The following is a 17972-nucleotide window of genomic DNA, read 5'->3' as shown; positions in this document are numbered from 1 at the left end:
ACCGGAAGTGGTTACTGTCGAGATATGGGCGCTGTCGCGCCAACTGTCCCCACTCTTTTGCGACGGCCCCGCAGAGAAAGGGAACAATCGGGAGCCGATTGACGTTTTCTTCGCGTAAAACCCAGAAAAGGGTGAAATATCATGCGTAAGCGTATCAATTCCGTGATTGCCGGAACCCTTTGCGGCGCAACCGCCATCGGCGCGTTGCCGTTCGAAGCCCTCGCCGGGCCTTTGAGCGTCGCCTCGCCCTCGACCGTCGCCCTGTCGGCGCCAACGTCGACAGTGCACTACCGCCGATATCACCGCGGGTACCGTGTTGGTTATTACTATCCGCGCCGGCACTACTACCGCTACCGTTACCCGCGTTACTACCGCTATGGCTATGACCCCGCCGGCGCCATGTTCGCCGGCGCCGCGCTCGGCATCATGGGCGCGGGCATCGCCGCCGCCACCGCGCCCCGCTGGGGTTGGGGTTATGGCGGCTGGGGTTACGGCGGCTGGGGATGGGGCCCCGGCTGGGGATGGGGAGGCGGTTGGGGCCCCGGTTGGGGCTGGGGATGGGGCGGTCCCGGCTGGTGGTGGTGAAGCCGCCAGACTATCTCGTCCCCTCGCGGATCATGTAACCGGCTCCGCGTATCGTGTGCAGCAAGGGATTTTCCCGTCCCTTGTCGATCTTTGCGCGCAGCCGGGAGATATGCACGTCGATGACGTTGGTCTGCGGGTCGAAGTGATAATCCCAGACGTTTTCGAGCAGCATGGTGCGCGTCACAACCTGCCCGGCGTTTTTCATCAGATATTCCAGCAGCCGGAACTCGCGCGGCTGCAAGGCGATCTCCTGTCCGCCGACCGTCACCTTGTGCGAGAGGCGATCGAGCTCGAGATCGCCGACGCGATAATGGGTCTCCTCGCCGCGCGGCCCGACGCGACGACGCGCCAGAGCCTCGACGCGGGCCAGCAGCTCCGAAAAGGAATAGGGTTTGGGCAGATAGTCGTCGCCGCCCGCGCGCAGGCCCTTCACGCGATCGTCCACCTGTCCCAGCGCCGAGAGTATGAGCGCCGGCGTCTCGACCTTCTGCTCGCGCAGGCTGGAAATGAGCGATAGCCCGTCCATCTTGGGCAACATGCGGTCGACGATCAGCACGTCGTAGTCGCCTTCGCTCGCGCTCGCGTAGCCCGAGAGCCCGTCGGCCGCATGGTCGGCGACATGGCCCTGCTCGCGGAAAGCCTTGACGAGATAGTCGCTCGCCTCGCGGTCGTCTTCGATGATCAATATGCGCATGGCGGCCATGATAGCTGACCTTTGAAAAAAACGGCAGGCGGCGCATCGCGCCAGCCTGCCGCACGGACGGGGGCCAGGAGGGGGCTGGCCTATCCCGTCGCTCTTCTATGCGTGGACTGTCTGCGGGCGGGTGCAGTCTCCGGGTCCACGTCGCTAGAAGCTCTCCTCGTCGTCAGCCCGCCTTCACGGGCACGGCAACAAATTTCATGCCATCCGCCGACTTCACCCGCAGCAGGACCGAGCGACGGCCCTCCTTGCGCGCGGCGTCGAAGGCGCTTGCAAGATCGGCGCGCGAATTCACGGTCTGGCCGCCCGCCTCGACGATCACGTCGCCGCGCCGCACGCCTTTCTGCGCGGCCGCGCCGCTCGGATCGATGTCCGTGACAATCACGCCTTCCCGGCCGGCGCCGCGAACCTCGGAAGCCGGCGCAACCTCGATGCCGAGCCCGGTGATCTCGCCGCCGTCGCCGCCGCCGAAGTCATTGTCGGCGCGCGCCTCCTTTTCCTCGGGCAACACGCCGAGGGTGAGTTTCACGGTCTTCTCTGCGCCGTTGCGCAGGAAGGTTATGTCGACCGACTTTTTCGGCCCCATGGCGGCGATCTTGCGCGCCAGCTCGCGCGGCGTCTCGATCTTCTCGCCATTGACGGCGGTGATCACGTCTCCCGCCTTCAGGCCCGCCTCTTCCGCCGGAGCGCCCTTCTGCGGCTGCGCGATCAGAGCGCCCTTGGTGGATTTGAGGCCCATGCTGTCGGCGATTTCCTGCGTCACGTTCTGGATCTTCACGCCGATCCAGCCGCGCGAAACAGCGCCCTTCTCCTTGAGCGCGGCGACGACATCCTTTGCGACCTCCGCCGGAATGGCGAAGCCGATGCCGACCGAGCCGCCCGAAGGCGAATAGATCGCGGTGTTGACGCCGATGACTGCGCCGCGCGTGTCGAAGGCCGGGCCGCCGGAGTTGCCGCGGTTCACGGGCGCGTCGATCTGCAGGAAGTCGTCATAGGGACCGGCGCCGATGTCGCGGCCGCGCGCCGAGACGATGCCCGCCGTCACGCTGCCGCCGAGGCCGAAGGGATTGCCGACCGCAATCACCCAGTCGCCGACGCGCGGATTGGCGCTCGACCATTCCACATAAGGCAGCTTGTCGCCGTCGCTGATCTTGAGCAGCGCGAGATCCGTGCGCTTGTCCGTGCCGATGACCTTCGCCGGCAGAGTCTTGCCGCTGTCGAGCGCAACCTCGACTTCGCTCGCATGCTCCACGACATGGTTGTTGGTCACGACATAGCCGTCGGGGCTGACGATGAAGCCCGAGCCCTGCGACATGGTCACATGTTTCTGTCCACGGCCGCCATCCTCGCCGAAACGCTTGAAGAAGCGGTACATCGGGTCATCCGGCGAAAGCCCCGGCACGTCGAAGTGATCGTGGTCTTCCTCGGTCGCCTTCACCTTGATGGCCACCACGGCGGGCTTCACGCGATCCACGACATCGGCGAAGGAGGAGGGGCCGGTCACGGTCGCGAGCGTCTGCGGAGCCTCGGCATAGGCGGAGGACGCTGGAACGCCCATCGCCACGCCGAAGGCGAGCGCCGCCGCGGCGCCCATCAAGGCGAAGCGCGACGCGCGCGGACGCCGGGAGGAGGCGGTCAACACACGGGAGTCGCGCTGGGAAATCTGAAGAACCATTGGAAAAACTCTCCATCTGTCGCGGCGAAGGCTGGGAGACCTCGTCGCCGCCTGCAGTCACAAGATGGAGTTGCGCCCCTTGCAGGCCAATGGCCGCGGAATGAAACTTTCGTAAGGGAAAGACTAGAGCCAGCCGGAGCGGCGGAAGCGCCAGTAGAGCACGACGCAAATTGCGATCGTGAAACCGAGCACAGCGAAATAGCCATATTCCCACTTGAGCTCGGGCATGTGCTCGAAATTCATTCCATAGATGCCGGCGATGGCCGTCGGCACCGCGAGAATCGCCGCCCAGGCGGCCAGACGGCGGGAGATGTTCGTCTGCTGCATCTGCGCGTTCATCAGGCTCGCCTCGAACGCGAATTCCAGCGTCTCGCGCATCGTGTCGATGCTTTCCTGCACACGGCGAAGATGGTCGCGCACGTCGCGGAAATGCGGGCGCATCACCTTGTCGATGATGACGATGTCCGTGTGCTCCAGACGCCGGCAGACGTCCGACAGCGGCACGGCGGCGTTGCGCAGACGCAGCAGGTCGCGGCGCAAGGTGTAAAGCTGCTCGATCTCCGCCGCGCCCATCGTCGTCGAAAGGACATGGTCCTCGATGTCCTCGACCTCGGAATTTATGGTTTCGAGGACAGGAAAGTAGTTATCGACGATGAAATCGAGGATCGCATAGGCGATGAAATCCTCGCCTTCCGACAGGCTTTGCGCGCGCGCCTCGGCGCGTTCGCGCACATGCGCATAGGTCTTCGACGCGCCGTGACGCACGCTGACGACATAGCCGCGCCCGACGAAAAGATGCGTCTCCCCGAAGGCCACACGGCCGTCCTCCATCTGCGAGGTGCGCGCGACGATGAAGATGCTGTCGTCGAACTCCTCGAGCTTTGGGAACTGATGCGCCTTGGCTGCGTCCTCGATCGCGAGAGGATGCAACGAAAACTGCCGTCCGACACGTTCGAGGAGATCGAGCGGCGGCTCGTAGAGGCCGATCCAGACGACATGGCCTTCGCGTTTCGACCACGCGCCGGCCTCGTCGATGTCGATGTCGGCGACCTTCACGCCGTCCCGGTAGACGGCGGCGTTGACGACGCCCGGCGCATGTCTGGCGACGGCGGTCTTCGCCAAATCCTGCGCCAGATCGTCCATGGGCGTCGTCCCCATCAGGCCTTCGGGCCGCCGCGCGTCACGCCCACCTTGGCCGGGCGCAGCACGCGTTCGCCAATCATGTAACCCTGCTCGACGACCTGCGCGACCGTGCCGGCCGGCTGGCTCTCGTCGGGGATCTCGAAAAGCGCCTCATGCTGGTTTGGATCGAAACGCGCGCCCTGCGCCTCGATCTTCTTGACGCCGAAGCGGCCGAGACGCGAAAGGAAATCGCGCTCCATCAGTTCCACGCCTTCGAGCAGCGAGGCGGCTACGGGATCAAGCCCGCCGCGCTTGTCCTGCGGCACGCTTTCTACTGCGCGGCGGAGATTATCCACGAAGGACAGCATCTCCCGCGCGAAATTGGCGGCGCCGTAGAGCTTGGCGTCGGAAACTTCCTTCTCGGCGCGGCGGCGCACGTTCTCCGCGTCGGCGAGCGCGCGCAGCAGCTTGTCCTTGAGCCCGGCGTTCTCGGCGTAGAGATTCTCTAGTTCCGTGAAGGGCTCCGGCTCGTTGATATTCGATTCCGCCGAGGGCTGAGACAGCGATGATGCGCCCGCCTGCTCCGGCCGCGGCGTCCCCGCGTTCTTACCCTCGTTGCTCTGATCGCTCATGTTTTCATCCATCTTTTCCAGAAAGGCCGCGCTTCAAAGGCCCCGATATCTGCGCTGCGGCCGCCAAAATCAAGTCGCTCCGCCCCCCTGTCCCCTCGCCGGCCGCTTTTCGGCGGACGGCTGAAAGACCTCCAGAAGTTGCCGCTTGATCGTCGCCTGACGTTGCGGCGCGATGATTTTCGCCCCCGTGAGGTCGGTGACATAAAAGGCGTCGACCGCCCGCTCGCCGAAGGTGACGATATGCGCCGAGGCGATGTTGAGATTGAGCTTCGAGATCGCGTTGGTGAGGTCGAAAAGCAGCCCCTCCCGGTCGAGACCCGACACTTCGATCACCGTGTACACATTCGACAGGCTGTTATCCACCACGACCTCGGGCGCGATGGTGAAGGCGGCGATGGGCTTGATCGTTGTCGCCCGCGCCTTGACGGCGTCGGAGACGATGACCTCGCCGCGCAGCGCCCTCGCGATGAACTCCGCTATGCGGCGCGCACGGCGAAGTTCGTCCTCGTCGTAATCGAACGCGCGCGAGAAGAAGATCGTGTCGAGCGCGAGCCCGTCCACGGTCGTGAAAATATGCGCGTCGACGATATTGGCGCCGCTCGCCGCGCAGCCGCCCGCGATGATCGACAGGAGCCGTGTGTTGTCCGGCGCAATGACTGTCAGTTCGACAGCGCCGCGCGTCCTGTCGAGATCGACCGCGGTCGCAAGCGGCGCCGTCGCGCCGTTGAGGGCGCGCAGCATCTCCGCGTGACGCGCCTTTCTCGCCACATCGACCTTGAGCCAATAGGCGGGATAGTGACGTTTCGCGTAAGCATCGAAATCCTCGTCGCTCCATTCCGGCAGCGCCGCGCGCAACTCGGCCACGGCCGCGGCGACGCGGCTCTTGCGGTCCACGGCGGAATGGCCGCCGCCGAGCACGACTTCGGTTTCCCAATAGAGAACGCGCAAAAGCTGCGATTTCCATGCGTCGAGAACATTCGGGCCAACCGCGCTGATGTCGCAGACCGTCAGCACGAAGAGCATCTTCAGCCGCTCCATCGTCTGCACGATCGCCGCGAAATTCTCGATCGTGACGCGGTCGGAAAGATCGCGGCTCTGCGCATAGCTCGACATTGTGAGATGGTGCTCGACCAGCCAGGCGACGCTTTCCGTTTCGCCGGGCGTGAAACCGAGGCGCGGACAGAGCGTGCGCGCCACCTCCATGCCGGCGATGGAGTGATCCTCCTTGCGGCCCTTGGCTATGTCGTGAAGGAATAGCCCGAGATAAAGCACCTTGCGATTGACGATCGTGGGCAGGATTTCGCCCACCAACGCCTGATGCTCCGGCCGGCGCCCGGCCTCGAGATCGGACAGCGCGCCGACGGCGCGCAACAGATGCTCGTCGACCGTATAGTGATGATACATGTTGAATTGCATCATCGCGACGACGCGCCCAAAATCGGGAATGAAGCGGCCGAGCACGCCTGTCTCGTTCATCCGCCGCAGCATGATCTCCGTCATGTTGCGCGACATCAGGATTTCGAGAAACAGCCGGTTCGCCTCCTTGTCGTTGCGCAGGTCGGCGTCGATCTCGCGCAGCGACAATGTCACCGCGCGCATCGCGTCCGGATGCAACGGCAAGCCGTGGTGGTCCGCCATCCAGAACAGACGGATGATGTTCACCGGATCTCGGTGGAAGACATTTTCATCCGCGATGCTGATGCGATCGTGATCGATGATGAAGTCGCCCTGCGGCGCCTTGCTGCGGCGGCGGCGGAAGGGCTGCAGGAAGCGATCGAAAATCGCGCGAGGCTTCGCCTGCTTCGCCTCCAGCGCCGCCCAGACGATCGCGGTGAGATCGCCGACTTCCTTTGCGACGAGGAAGTAATGTTTCATGAAGCGCTCGACGCGCGAAAGGCCCGCGCGGTCGTGATAACCGAGACGCGCCGCCATGGTCGGCTGGATGTCGAAAGTAAGGCGCTCCTCGGCGCGTCCGGTCGCGAAATGAAGATGACAGCGCACGCGCCACAGAAACTCCTCGCAGCGCTCGAAAAGGCTGAGCTCGGCGGAAGTAAACAGTCCTGCCGCGACGAGCTCCTTCGTCTCCCGCACGCGAAACACATATTTCGCGATCCAGAACAGCGTATTGAGATCGCGAAGGCCGCCCTTGCCTTCCTTCACGTTCGGCTCGACGAGATAACGCGAGGCGCCGGCGCGGCGCAGGCGCGCGTCGCGCTCGGCGATTTTCGCCGCCACGAATTCGCTCGTGTCCCAACGCGCGATTTCGCGGTTGAAGGTCTCCTGCAGTTCGGTGAACAATTCGACATTGCCGAGAATGAAGCGCGCCTCGAGCAGCGTCGTGCGGATCGTCATGTCGTCGCGCGCCTGCCGCATGCACTCCGCGACGGAGCGCGAGGCGTGGCCGACCTTCTGGCGCAAATCCCACAGAATGTAGAGGATCGCCTCGATGACGCTCTCGCCCCAGGGCGTTTGCTTGTAGGGGAGCAGGAAGAGAAGATCGATGTCGGAGCCCGGCGCCAGCAGACCGCGCCCATAGCCGCCGACCGCGACAATCGTCAGGCGCTCGGCGAAGGTAGGGTTGTCGACCGTATAGACGTAACGCACGACGTAATCGTAAATCGCGCCGATCAGCTCGTCTTCGAGCTGCGAAAGAAGCCGCCCGCATTCCATGCCCGAGCCGCGCGCTTCGAGACGGGCGCGGGCGCGGGCGCGTCCCTCGTCGAGCGCCGCGCGAAACAGCTCCACGACCGCGGTGCGGCGCGCATGTCCGCGCTCGGTCCTGCAAAGTTCCGCGACGGGCGGCGCGAGCGCCGCGCGCAGACCTTGAAAACCGGTCGTCGGGTCGAGGCCGTCGAAGACGCTCGCGCGCGTCACACTCTGATCCATGGCGGTCATCCCGCGCGCAGCGCTTTGAGCCGCGCCTCGATTGCGTCGAAGAGCGGCACGGCAAGATCCGGCCCGCCCACCCGTTTTAGCGCGCGCAGACCTGTCGGCGAGGTGACGTTGATCTCTGTCAGATGCCCGTCGATCACGTCGATGCCGACGAAAAGCAGGCCGCGCCTTTTCAGCTCCGGCCCGAGGCGCGCGCAAATTTCCTGCTCGCGGGCGTCGAGTTCGGTCGCCGCCGCAGCGCCGCCGCGCACCATGTTTGAGCGGATGTCGTCCTGCGCCGGCACGCGGTTGATCGCGCCCATCGCCACGCCGTCGATGAGCAGGATGCGCTTGTCGCCCCTGGCGACCTCGGGCAGGAATTGCTGCACCACCCAGGGCTCGCGGAAGGTCGTGTGGAACATGTCGAAGAGCGAGCCGAAATTCGGATCGCGCGGCGTGACCTTGAAGACGGCCGCGCCGCCATGGCCGTAGAGCGGCTTCATGACGATGTCGCCATATGTCGCGCGGAAACGTTCGATAGCGGCGCGGTCCCGGGTGATGACGGTCGGCGGCATGAGGTCCGCGAACTCCATCACGAAGACTTTTTCGGGCGCGTTGCGCACATGGGCCGGGTCGTTGACCACGAGCACGCGCGACTGGATGCGCTCGAGGAAATGCGTCGAGGTGATATAGGCGAGGTCGAAGGGCGGGTCCTGCCGCAGGAGCGCCACGTCCATCTCGATCAGGTCGATCTCGCGCGCCTCCCCCAGCGTGTAATAACGGTCGGGATCGTCGAAGACGTCGATGTGATGGGCGCGCGCGGTCAGCCGCCCGCCCTCCAGCGAGAGCTGGTCGGGGGTGTAGAACCACAGGCGATGGCCCCGGCGCTTCGCCTCCAGCATCAGGGCGAAGGTCGAATCGCCCGCGAAATTGATCCGCTCCAATGGGTCCATCTGGACCGCGACCTCTAACATTTCGCCTCCCGCCTTGATTCTACGTCGTTTCAGGCTCGAACGTGACTGTTAACCCGCCGTGAAAGGATGGCGACCTAGACTGTGCCGAATCCCAATAGCAGGACAATCGAGCACATGCGCAATCTATCCATCGGCGCCGGCCTCGTCTTTCGCCAATTCCTGTTTCTGACCCTGCTGCTCATGATGGGCGCCGCCGCTTATTTCGGCACGATGAACGTTCGCGACCTCACCGCCGCGGCCGCCGATCCCGCCAACGCCGCCCAGACGGCGAATCTGGCCCGGGCGGCCTATGAGGCGGCGAGTTCGCTCTCCATTGAGCTTTTCGTGGGCACACTGGTCGCGGGCTTTCTCGTCGTGGGCGTGTCGGTGCCGACAATGCACCAGACCATCGCCATCCCGATCAAGACCATCGCCAAGCAGATGACCGACCTCGCCGCCGGCGACACCCGCATCGAGGTCAAGGACACGGATCGCCAGGACGAGATCGGCGACATTTCCCGCGCCCTGGTCGTGCTGCGCGACGCTGTGCGGGCCAACAACGAAATGGCCGCCGAGATCAAGGCGCGCGACGACCGAGAGGAGAGGCTGCGCCGCGAGGCCGCCATCCGCGACAAGGTGGAGCATTACTCCGTGGAGCTCTCCGCCACCACCGCCAAGCTCGGCGACATGACCAAACGCATGGCCCAGTCCTCGGAGGAAATGATCGTGCAGGAGCGCCGCGCCCGCGCCGATAGCGATTTCGCCCGCACCGCGTCGACGCAGGCGGCCGCCGACGTGGCCTCCGTCGCCACGGCCTCCGAGCAGTTGCTCGCCGCAATCGGCGAGATCAGCCGTCAGGCTGTCGAATCGACCGCCGTCGTGCGTCAGGCCGTCGTCGAGACCAATGGCTCCGCCGCAGAAATGTTGCGGCTGGCCGCGGCCGCCAACCGGGTGGGCGACGTGGTGAATCTCATCTCCCGCATCGCCGCCCAGACCAATCTGCTGGCGCTCAACGCCACCATCGAGGCGGCGCGCGCGGGCGAGGCGGGCCGCGGCTTCGCGGTCGTGGCGCAGGAGGTAAAGAGCCTCGCCACCCAGACCGGCAAAGCGACGCAGGACATCGCCGACCAGATCGCGGAAATTCAGGCCGCGACGGACATGTCGGTGACCTCCATCGAGAAGATCAAGGCCAAGATTGCGGAGGTGGAGCACATCTCCGCGATCATCACCTCGGCCGTGCACGAACAGGACGCCGCCACCAAGGAAATCGCCCGCAGCGTGCGCTCGGCCGCGAATAGCGCCGGCGCCATGTCGGCCCACGCAGAGCAGGTGGCGAGCGCCATGGCGCAAACCGGCGCGGGGGTGGAAGCGATGGTTTCCATGGCCCGGGAGATCGACCAGATGGCCCGCCGCATGCACGCGCACACCGACGAGCTGGCCAAGAGCCTCGCGAGCTGACCGACGCTTCGCCTCCCCCTCGCGGGGGAGGAGGCGGGACGCGCGCCTTACCGCTCCGCGGACGCCTCGACCTCCATGCTCTCGATTATCTCTCCCGGCTTCCTCGCCAGCGCGTCGAGCGCATTGACGCCTCTCTCGGACGCGAGCCGCAGGTGGAGGCGTTTCGGCTTCTGGATATAGGCGGCGACCGCGTCGCCGATCCGCTTCGCTTTCTCCCCGCCCCCGGCAAGCTGGACGATCGCCATCGAGGCCGTTTTCGCGTAATCGGCCCGCGCCTTCTCGATCGAGGTCTTCTGCTCCTTCGCCTCCAGCGCCAGAACACGGTCGACGAGTCCCCCGCCCTCCGCGGTGAAATCCACCGATTTCACCGAGGCCGCCAGCGCCGCCGCCCTGGAGACGATGGTCATCGACGAGAAAACGGCGCTCGAAACATCGCCGAAGGTCACCTTCAGCGTCGCTGCGCCCATCTCTTTGCCCTCCAGCCGGACGGGCGCGAAGATCGCCTCCTGCGACTTCTCGATCCACTCGCCGGCGACCGCCGCCGAGAGGTCGAGGTCACGATAGCCGAGCGCGACGAACTGGGCCGTCGAGAGCGCCTCGCCGCGCGCGGCGAGATCGATCACGAGCCGATCCATTCGGCCGGCGATTTTCGTGGGCGCGATCTCGCGAAAGTTCGTGAAATCCGCCGCGGCGCCTTCGAGACGGAATTTCATTCGGGAATTGTCGCCCGCCCTGGGATCGGGAAGATCCGCGTCGAGCCCCTTCGCCTCGATATGGGTGAAACCCGGATAAGGCCCCTGGATGAACGCGCCCACCCGCGCGTCGCGCATGAGGAAATGCTTTAGCGAGACCTTGCCGCCGTCCGAGGACGCGAGCGCGAAATCCTCGATCGTGAAATCGCCCACCGTGGCCGAGGCAATCCTGTTTGCGGAAACCCGGCCGATCTTCACCGTGTAAGGCTTCTCGGCCGGCTGGCCTTTGCCGGTCGCCACGATGTCGCGAGCCTCGAGCGAGGCGAGCTGGAAGGAGGCAAAGGCGTCGACCAGTTCGCGCAACAATGCGGCGTCGGTTCCCGTCTTTTCCGGATCGAACGCCTCCAGCCGCTCGAACAGCTGCGCGGGCGGCGTCGGCAGGGCCCGGCCTTTCACGCCCGCAAGCGTCAGTCGCCCCGTCTTCACCACGAGATTTTCGCGCTTGTCCTCGAACGTCGAGGATTCGACGGTCTCTTCGTCGACGACCGGCTTCAGCGCCTCGTTCGGATCGGTTCGGGTCGCGAGCGCGAGACGCGCCAGCTGCCGCAGATCCACACCCTTCGACGCAAGGACGCTCCAGACATAGCGCTCGGCCCCGCCATCCGGCTTTTCGACGGTCTGTTCGGCGCCCGCCGCCCGCGCGGCGCCGATTCGACCGGCGACGACATTTTCGAGCGTGACATCGCGATAGGCGCTGCGCTGGATCGTTCCGCCGCTGCGCGTTTCAGTCGCGAGCGATGGAATGACGATTTTTTTCGCCGAGAAATTGGCGAGGTGGGCGTCGATCGCCTTGTTGTCGCCATCGAAAAGATGCGTCAGCTCGGCCGCGGAGAGGGCCGCGCCCTGAATGTCGAGATGCGGGATGCGATAGGTCGTCGCTCCGACCGTGAACGCAAGATTGTCGACGCCAACCCCGTTCTCTGCAGCGTGAAGAACGGCGAGGGGAAAAAAAATCGCGGCCGCCCCGGCGGCCAGGCGCGCTTTCCGCTCCATAATGTGCAGCGACAAGACTGTCCCGGGGAATTTCCTGTGCATATGAGTTGTTCCAACAGGGCTTCGGCGGCGGCGCGGAGCTTGCACGGGCGCGCCGGCCGGGTAAAGACCCGTGTTGTTTAGTCGCAGCCAGATACCCCCTCCGGCCAGATGCGATTTTTCCATTTCACGTGCTAGAGAGAGCTCATGCGACGACTCCTTCTCCTTCGCCACGGCAAGGCCGACCGTCACTCCGCCGGCGGCGACCGTGAACGCCCGCTCACGAGGCGCGGCGAGGAAGACGCCCGCCGGATCGGCGAATTTCTGCACGACGAGGGCATGACTCCCGATCTCGCCGTCGCCTCCAACGCCCGGCGCGCGAAGCAGACGCTGGAGCGGGCGCTCGAGGCGTTTCCCGCTCACGTTACGCACTTGATTGAAAACACGATCTATCTCGCGACGGTCGACCATCTCGTGGAAGTGCTGCGACAGACGCCCGACAAGGTGACGACGCTGCTCGCCGTCGGCCACAATCCGGGCTTCGCCGAACTCGCCTATTATCTGGCCGGAAGTGGAGAGCCCGCCGACATCGACCTGATGCGCTCCAAATATCCAACGGCCGCACTGGCAATTCTCGACTTCGAGACCGATCATTGGTCCGAGGTCCGTCGCGGCGCGGCGCGGCTTCATCGATTCGTGACGCCCGCACGTCTGCGCGGCGACGAAGACGACGATCCGGACTGACGCCGGAAGGCGTTCAACGCAATGCTGGTTGAAGCGCTTGTGACAATGCTTGCGGCGGCGACGCCGCAAAAGCCGCCGACGGCCGTGATCGCTCCGGCGGCGCTGTTTTCATTCGCCTCCGCCCCGGCGTATCAGCCCGAGAAGCGCGCCGTGGATAATTGGCGCTTCGAAAGCGCGCTGTCGCTCGAGCTGTCTCCGCTCGCGGCGGCGCGGCGGGCGACCGGCGCCGAGGACAATGATCCCGCCCGTTGCGTGAAGCTCAACAATTACTGGTGCATCAAGCGCGCAGGCTGGACGGGCGAGATCGCCGCCGACGCCGACGGCCACGTCGCCTTCGCCACGGCCGAGGAAGGAGCCGCCGTCGCAGCGCTGCTTCTGCGCCGCTATTACGTCGATTACAAACGCCGCACCGCGCGGGCCATCGTCGAGCGCTGGGCGCCGGCGCAATGCACGCCGATGATCGGCCACGCCGTGCCGGGCCCGCCAGCCTCGCGCGCCGGCATGGCGCGGATGCTGCCGCAGCGCGTCGTGCCCATGGGCCTCGCCCCGCGCGGCATCCAGAACACGCTTCGCGCGCGCTGGCTCGCGGCGCATGGACGCGGCGGCGTTGGCGGCGGCGTGGCCAGCCGGCGCGGAAGCTCCGCCGCACTCGACCTTTTGCCCGCCCCCTCGATCATGGAGGGCGTGTCGGAAATCCGCAGCCGAAAGCGCGAGCGGGTCGACCCCAAAACCATCACTCCCGACGTCGAAACCCCGAGCGCGATGGCGACAGCGTCCCTGCCGCCCTTGCCGCCGATCCGCTCGCTCGGCGACTGCTCTGGCGAGCTTGCGCGCATCGCAAATTACGCCGCCTATGTCGCCGAGGGGGTCGTCTCCGGCCCCAACGAGGATCTGATGCTGTTCACGGCCGCAGGCCAGCCGACCGGCAATCTCGCCAAGGTCATGGCAAATATGGCGACGGTGGAAATCGGCCCGTCCCGCCCGCGCGCCGGCTTGATCGTCGCCGCCGTTGCGCAACTGCGCCGGATGCTCGAAAATCCGGCGACGCTTCAGCCAGCGCCGCCCGAATCGCCCGAGACGACCGCGCCTGCGGCGGCCGAAGCGTCCACGACGCCCGAGCTGCCTCCTGCGGCCGCCGCGCGCTGAGACGGATTTCGCTAGCCGCGGCCGCGGGATAGGAGCCCTCCGGCGCATGTGCTAGACGGTCCCCCGAGACGCCCCTCCCTCCCCTCGGGCATCAGTAATTTTCCAGGTTCGTCAAAAAGATGAAAGACAACCGCAGCGACCTCGCGCCCATGTCGGCGGTCGAGACGCGCGACCCGCAGCCCGGACGCCCGGCCGACGCGGCGACGCCCCTCGCCGCGCTGCGCGGCCCGCATGCGCCGCATCTCCAGCGTGATGAGCTGCTGTGCGAGATCTTCGCTGCAACGGTTGCGGCGACCCCCAACGCGCTTTGCATGACGACGCTGGAACGCCGTTTCACTTACGCTGAAGTCGACGCGCGGGCGACGGCCATCGCGCGCGGCCTGCTGGCGCATGGCGCGGGCCCCGGCGACGTGATCGGCCTGTGGATGGCGCGCGGACCGGAGCTGCTGATCGCCCAGCTCGCCATAGCGAAGACCGGCGCCGCATGGCTGCCCTTCGACGCCGATGCGCCGGCGGACCGCATCGCGGTTTGCCTGAAGGACGCGGAGTCGCGCCTTCTCGTGACCTCGGCCGCCTTCGCGCCGAAAGCGGCGCCGTCAGTCGAGGCGAAAACGCTCGTCGACGAAGAAATCGCGCTTCCCGGCGACGACCCTATCCCCACCGCGCGCGAACTCGGCGCGACGCCGGACCACCCGGCCTATCTCATCTACACTTCGGGCTCGACGGGAACGCCGAAGGGCATCGTCGTTTCGGGGTGCAACATCTGCCACTATCTGCGCTCGGCCAATGAAATCTACGGCGTGACGCAGTTGGACGTCGTGTTCCAGGGCGCCTCCGCCGCCTTCGATCTGTCGATGGAGGAAATCTGGATTCCCTATCTCGTCGGCGCGACGCTTTTCGTCGCGACGCCACAGATCATCGGCGAGACGGAGGCCCTGCCAGACCTTCTCGAGGAAGCTGGCGTCACCGTGCTCGACACGGTGCCCACCCTTCTCGGCGTCATGCCGCGCGACGTGAAGACGCTGCGCGTCATCATTCTCGGCGGCGAGGCCTGCCCGCCGGCCATCGCGGAACGGTGGTCGCGGCCGGGGCGGGTGATTTTCAACAGCTACGGCCCGACCGAGGCGACAGTCGTGGCGACGGTCGCGCAGGTGTGGCCGAACGAGCCCGTCACCATCGGCAAGCCGATCCCGAATTACACTTGCTACGTTGTCAATGACGCGATGGAGCTTTTGCCGCCCGGCGTCGAGGGCGAATTGCTGATTGGAGGACCCGGCGTCGCGAAAGGCTATCTCAAACGCGACAAGCTGACGGCGGAAAAATTCATCGCAAATCCGTTCCTATCGGATGGCGGCGATCCAATCCTTTATCGCTCCGGCGACGCCGTTCTTCTCGACGAGAAAGGCGACATCGTCTTTCGCGGCCGCATCGACGATCAGATCAAGATCAGGGGCTTTCGCGTCGAACTCGGCGAAATCGAGTCCGTGCTGGGTCATCAACGCAACATCCTTCAGGCGGCCGTGGCGCTGCGCAACGAGACCGGCGTCGACGAACTCGTCGCCTTCGTCGTGACGAACAGCGAATTGCCCGACCCGCGCGAATTGCGCGGCAATCTGCGGGAGGTTCTCCCCTCCTACATGGTTCCGTCGCGTTTCGAGGTCGTCGAGGCTCTGCCGCGACTCTCCTCCGGCAAGGTCGATCGCAAGGCGCTGAAGCAGATCACTCTGACGCAGCCCGCCCCGAGCAACGAGGAACAGGAAGAGCCGCGCGACGAGACGGAGGCGGCGCTCCTCGCCGCAGCAAAGCGCGTGCTGCCGCCCGGCGCCATTCCCTTCGACGCCGATTTCTTCACCGAGCTCGGCGGCCATTCGCTGCTTGCCGCGCGCTTCGTCTCCGTCGTGCGCGAAACGCCGCGACTCGCCTCGATCACATTGCAGGATCTTTATGCGCTGCGCACGCTGCGCGCGCTGGCCGGACACCTCGAAGGCAAGACTCACGCGCAAGCCCGGTCGCGCGATCTCTCCTTCAGACCCACGCCACTGCTCCGACGCTTCCTCTGCGGCCTTGCGCAGGCGGCGGCGCTGCCCTTCATTCTCGCCATCGTCACCGCGCAATGGCTCGGCGTCTTCGTTTCCTATCAGCTCATCACCACGCCCGACGCGACGCTGCTCGATGAAATGGTGGCGCTGCTCGGCGTCTACATGTGCGTCAATGTCGCGACGCTTCTCGTCTCGATCGGCGGCAAGTGGCTCGTCATCGGCCGCACGAAACCGGGTCGTTATCCCTTGTGGGGCGTCTATTATTACCGTTGGTGGCTTTCACAGCGGCTGATCGGCCTCACCCACGCCAAGTGGTTCCAGGTGTCGCCGTTGATGCGCCTTTATCTCTCGGCCCTCGGCGCGAAGATCGGCGAGGACGCGCTGATCAGCGAACTCGACATGGGCGCAATCGATCTCGTCTCGATCGGAGCCGGCGCGTCGCTCGGCTCCAAGCTGAAACTCTCCAACGCGCGAGTCGAAGGCGACGAACTCGTAATCGGAACGATCGACATCGGCGCCGACGCCTATATCGGCACGTCATGCGTGATCGAGAACGACGTGGTGATTGGCGACGGCGCCGCGCTGGAGGATCTGACCTCCGTTCCCGCCGGCGCGCGGATCGGCGCGCATGAAATCTGGAACGGTTCGCCCGCGCGCCATAGCGGCATGGTGGATGAATCCGCGCTCGACGCGCCCGCCCGGGCGGAGCCGGGGCGGCGGCTCGTGATGACCTTCCTCTTCACTCTCCTCGTGCTGGCGATTCCGCCGCTCGGGCTTCTGCCGATTTTCCCCGCGTTCTGGGCCTTCGACAAGCTCGAAAGCATGCTGCAGCTCACAGAGTCGCAGCAGACGCTTTACCTTGCCCTGATCCCGGTCTTCGCCTGGCCGACGGCTTTCGTGCTCGTGCTGGTGACGGTCGCCTTCATCGTCGCCTTCCGCTGGATCGTACTGCCGCGCGTGAGCGAAGGCCGTTATTCGGTCTGGTCCTGGTTTTACCTGCGCAAATGGGCGGTGGCTCTGGCGACGGAAGTGACGCTCGAAACGCTGTCCTCGCTTTTCGCCACGCTTTACATGCGCACATGGTACCGGCTGATGGGCGCGAAGATCGGCAAGGATTCCGAGATCTCGACCAATCTCTCCGGCCGCTACGACATCGTCGACATCGGCGAGAAATGCTTCATCGCCGACGAGGTGGTGCTCGGCGACGAGGACGTGCGCCGCGGCTGGATGTATCTGAGACATGTGAAGACCGGCGACCGCGTCTTCATCGGCAATGACGCGGTCGTGCCGCCCGGCGCGGAAATTCCCGCCAATGCGCTCATCGGCATAAAGTCGAAACCGCCAGAAAACCGGGAGATGTCGGAGGGAGACACTTGGTTCGGCGCGCCGCCGATCAAGCTCCCCGTCCGCCAGACGTTCGATGCGGGCGGCGCAAGCTGGACCTACCAGCCGCCTCTCTGGAAGAAGGCGCTGCGCGCAGTCTACGAAGCCGTGAATGTTTCGCTGCCGACCATGCTGTTCATGACGTTCGGCACATGGGCGGTGGAAAGTTTCGGCCAGAAGCTTGTGGACGGCGAATATGGGGCCGTCGCCGCGCTCTTCATCCTGGATTCGGTGCTGATCTCGATCGGCATGACGCTCGCCGTCGTCGCCGTGAAATGGATCACCATGGGGCGCTATGAGCCGCAGGTGAAGCCGATGTGGTCCTTCTGGGCGATGCGCACGGAAGCCTGCGCCGTGCTCTACTGGGGCCTCGCCGGCAAGGTGCTGCTCGAACATCTGCGCGGCACGCCGTTCCTGCCATGGATGCTGCGGCTGTTCGGCGCGAAATTCGGGCGCGGCGTCTTCATGGACATGACCGACATTACGGAGTTCGATTGCGTGAAGGTCGGCGACTATTGCGCGCTCAACATGGTCGCGGCGCTGCAGACGCATCTTTACGAAGACCGCGTGATGAAGGTCGGCCGCGTCGAACTCGGCAAGGGCGTCACGGTCGGCGCCGGCTCCACCGTGCTCTACGACACCCATATCGGCGATTACGCGCGGCTCGGACCCCTCACTGTGGTGATGAAGGGCGAGAGCATTCCCGCGCACAGCGAGTGGATCGGCGCGCCGGCGGAACCGTCCGCATAGCCGATCGAACGGCGCCGTTCACGCTTGCGCAACGCGACCGCGCTGGCGTCCCCGCTTCGCGGAGCGACGCTCGAAAAAGACGGGCCGACATCCGCGCAAATGAAGTAAATTCTTAATACTGCTAGATTTTTTGGAAAGCCCCGGCGTTCTTGAACTTGACAATAATCACCCCTCCCCGGAAGCTCTGATC

The 17972-nt window shown here is 65.3% G+C and carries 12 protein-coding genes; 5 read left to right on the top strand and 7 right to left on the bottom strand.

The window, feature by feature from the left end; all coding sequences use genetic code 11:
• Positions 1 to 141 precede the first annotated feature (141 nt).
• Positions 142 to 585: a hypothetical protein gene (locus tag MET49242_RS22740; protein WP_051134429.1), complete on the top strand. Its 444-nt coding sequence runs from the start codon at positions 142 to 144 to the stop codon at positions 583 to 585.
• Positions 586 to 595: 10 nt separating this feature from the next.
• Here MET49242_RS22740 and MET49242_RS22735 read toward each other — a convergent pair whose 3' ends face one another.
• The 6 genes from MET49242_RS22735 to gshB form a co-directional block, all read right to left on the bottom strand.
• On the bottom strand, positions 596 to 1279 hold the full coding sequence (locus MET49242_RS22735; protein ID WP_036289302.1) for a response regulator transcription factor: 684 nt from the start codon (positions 1277 to 1279) through the stop codon (positions 596 to 598).
• 172 nt (positions 1280 to 1451) lie between these two features.
• Positions 1452 to 2960, bottom strand: a complete 1509-nt coding sequence (locus MET49242_RS22730) for a Do family serine endopeptidase (protein ID WP_144259778.1) — start codon at positions 2958 to 2960, stop codon at positions 1452 to 1454.
• A gap of 123 nt (positions 2961 to 3083) precedes the next feature.
• The gene (gene corA, locus MET49242_RS22725; protein ID WP_036289296.1) at positions 3084 to 4103 is read right to left on the bottom strand and encodes a magnesium/cobalt transporter CorA; all 1020 of its coding nucleotides are present in this window, start codon (positions 4101 to 4103) and stop codon (positions 3084 to 3086) included.
• 14 nt (positions 4104 to 4117) lie between these two features.
• Positions 4118 to 4714 (bottom strand): nucleotide exchange factor GrpE, encoded by a 597-nt coding sequence (grpE, locus tag MET49242_RS22720; RefSeq protein WP_036289293.1) that lies wholly within the window; start codon positions 4712 to 4714, stop codon positions 4118 to 4120.
• 69 nt (positions 4715 to 4783) lie between these two features.
• A complete protein-coding gene (locus tag MET49242_RS22715; RefSeq protein WP_036289290.1) occupies positions 4784 to 7600 on the bottom strand; it encodes a [protein-PII] uridylyltransferase in 2817 nt (938 codons plus the stop codon).
• A 5-nt stretch (positions 7601 to 7605) separates the two neighbouring features.
• A complete protein-coding gene (gene gshB / locus MET49242_RS22710; RefSeq protein ID WP_036286389.1) occupies positions 7606 to 8559 on the bottom strand; it encodes a glutathione synthase in 954 nt (317 codons plus the stop codon).
• Between the two features lie 114 nt (positions 8560 to 8673).
• On the opposite strand from gshB, the gene MET49242_RS22705 reads away from it, so the two are divergent.
• Positions 8674 to 9996 (top strand): methyl-accepting chemotaxis protein, encoded by a 1323-nt coding sequence (locus tag MET49242_RS22705; protein ID WP_036286388.1) that lies wholly within the window; start codon positions 8674 to 8676, stop codon positions 9994 to 9996.
• Between the two features lie 47 nt (positions 9997 to 10043).
• Here MET49242_RS22705 and MET49242_RS22700 read toward each other — a convergent pair whose 3' ends face one another.
• Entirely contained in the window at positions 10044 to 11756 is a 1713-nt protein-coding gene (locus tag MET49242_RS22700) for a hypothetical protein (protein WP_144259777.1), read from the bottom strand.
• A 171-nt stretch (positions 11757 to 11927) separates the two neighbouring features.
• Here MET49242_RS22700 and MET49242_RS22695 point away from each other — a divergent pair, with 171 nt between their 5' ends.
• From MET49242_RS22695 to MET49242_RS22685, 3 genes are all read left to right on the top strand, one after another.
• Positions 11928 to 12464: a histidine phosphatase family protein gene (locus tag MET49242_RS22695; RefSeq protein WP_036286385.1), complete on the top strand. Its 537-nt coding sequence runs from the start codon at positions 11928 to 11930 to the stop codon at positions 12462 to 12464.
• Positions 12465 to 12485: 21 nt separating this feature from the next.
• A complete protein-coding gene (locus MET49242_RS22690) occupies positions 12486 to 13610 on the top strand; it encodes a hypothetical protein (RefSeq protein WP_036286383.1) in 1125 nt (374 codons plus the stop codon).
• Positions 13611 to 13729: 119 nt separating this feature from the next.
• Positions 13730 to 17782, top strand: coding sequence for a Pls/PosA family non-ribosomal peptide synthetase (locus MET49242_RS22685; RefSeq protein ID WP_036286381.1), 4053 nt, complete (start codon positions 13730 to 13732; stop codon positions 17780 to 17782).
• The last annotated feature ends 190 nt before the right edge of the window (positions 17783 to 17972 follow it).

The sequence above is a fragment of the Methylocystis sp. ATCC 49242 genome (assembly GCF_000188155.2).
In the GTDB taxonomy this organism is placed as follows: domain Bacteria; phylum Pseudomonadota; class Alphaproteobacteria; order Rhizobiales; family Beijerinckiaceae; genus Methylocystis.
This window is presented reverse-complemented; position numbering and strand designations above follow the sequence as displayed.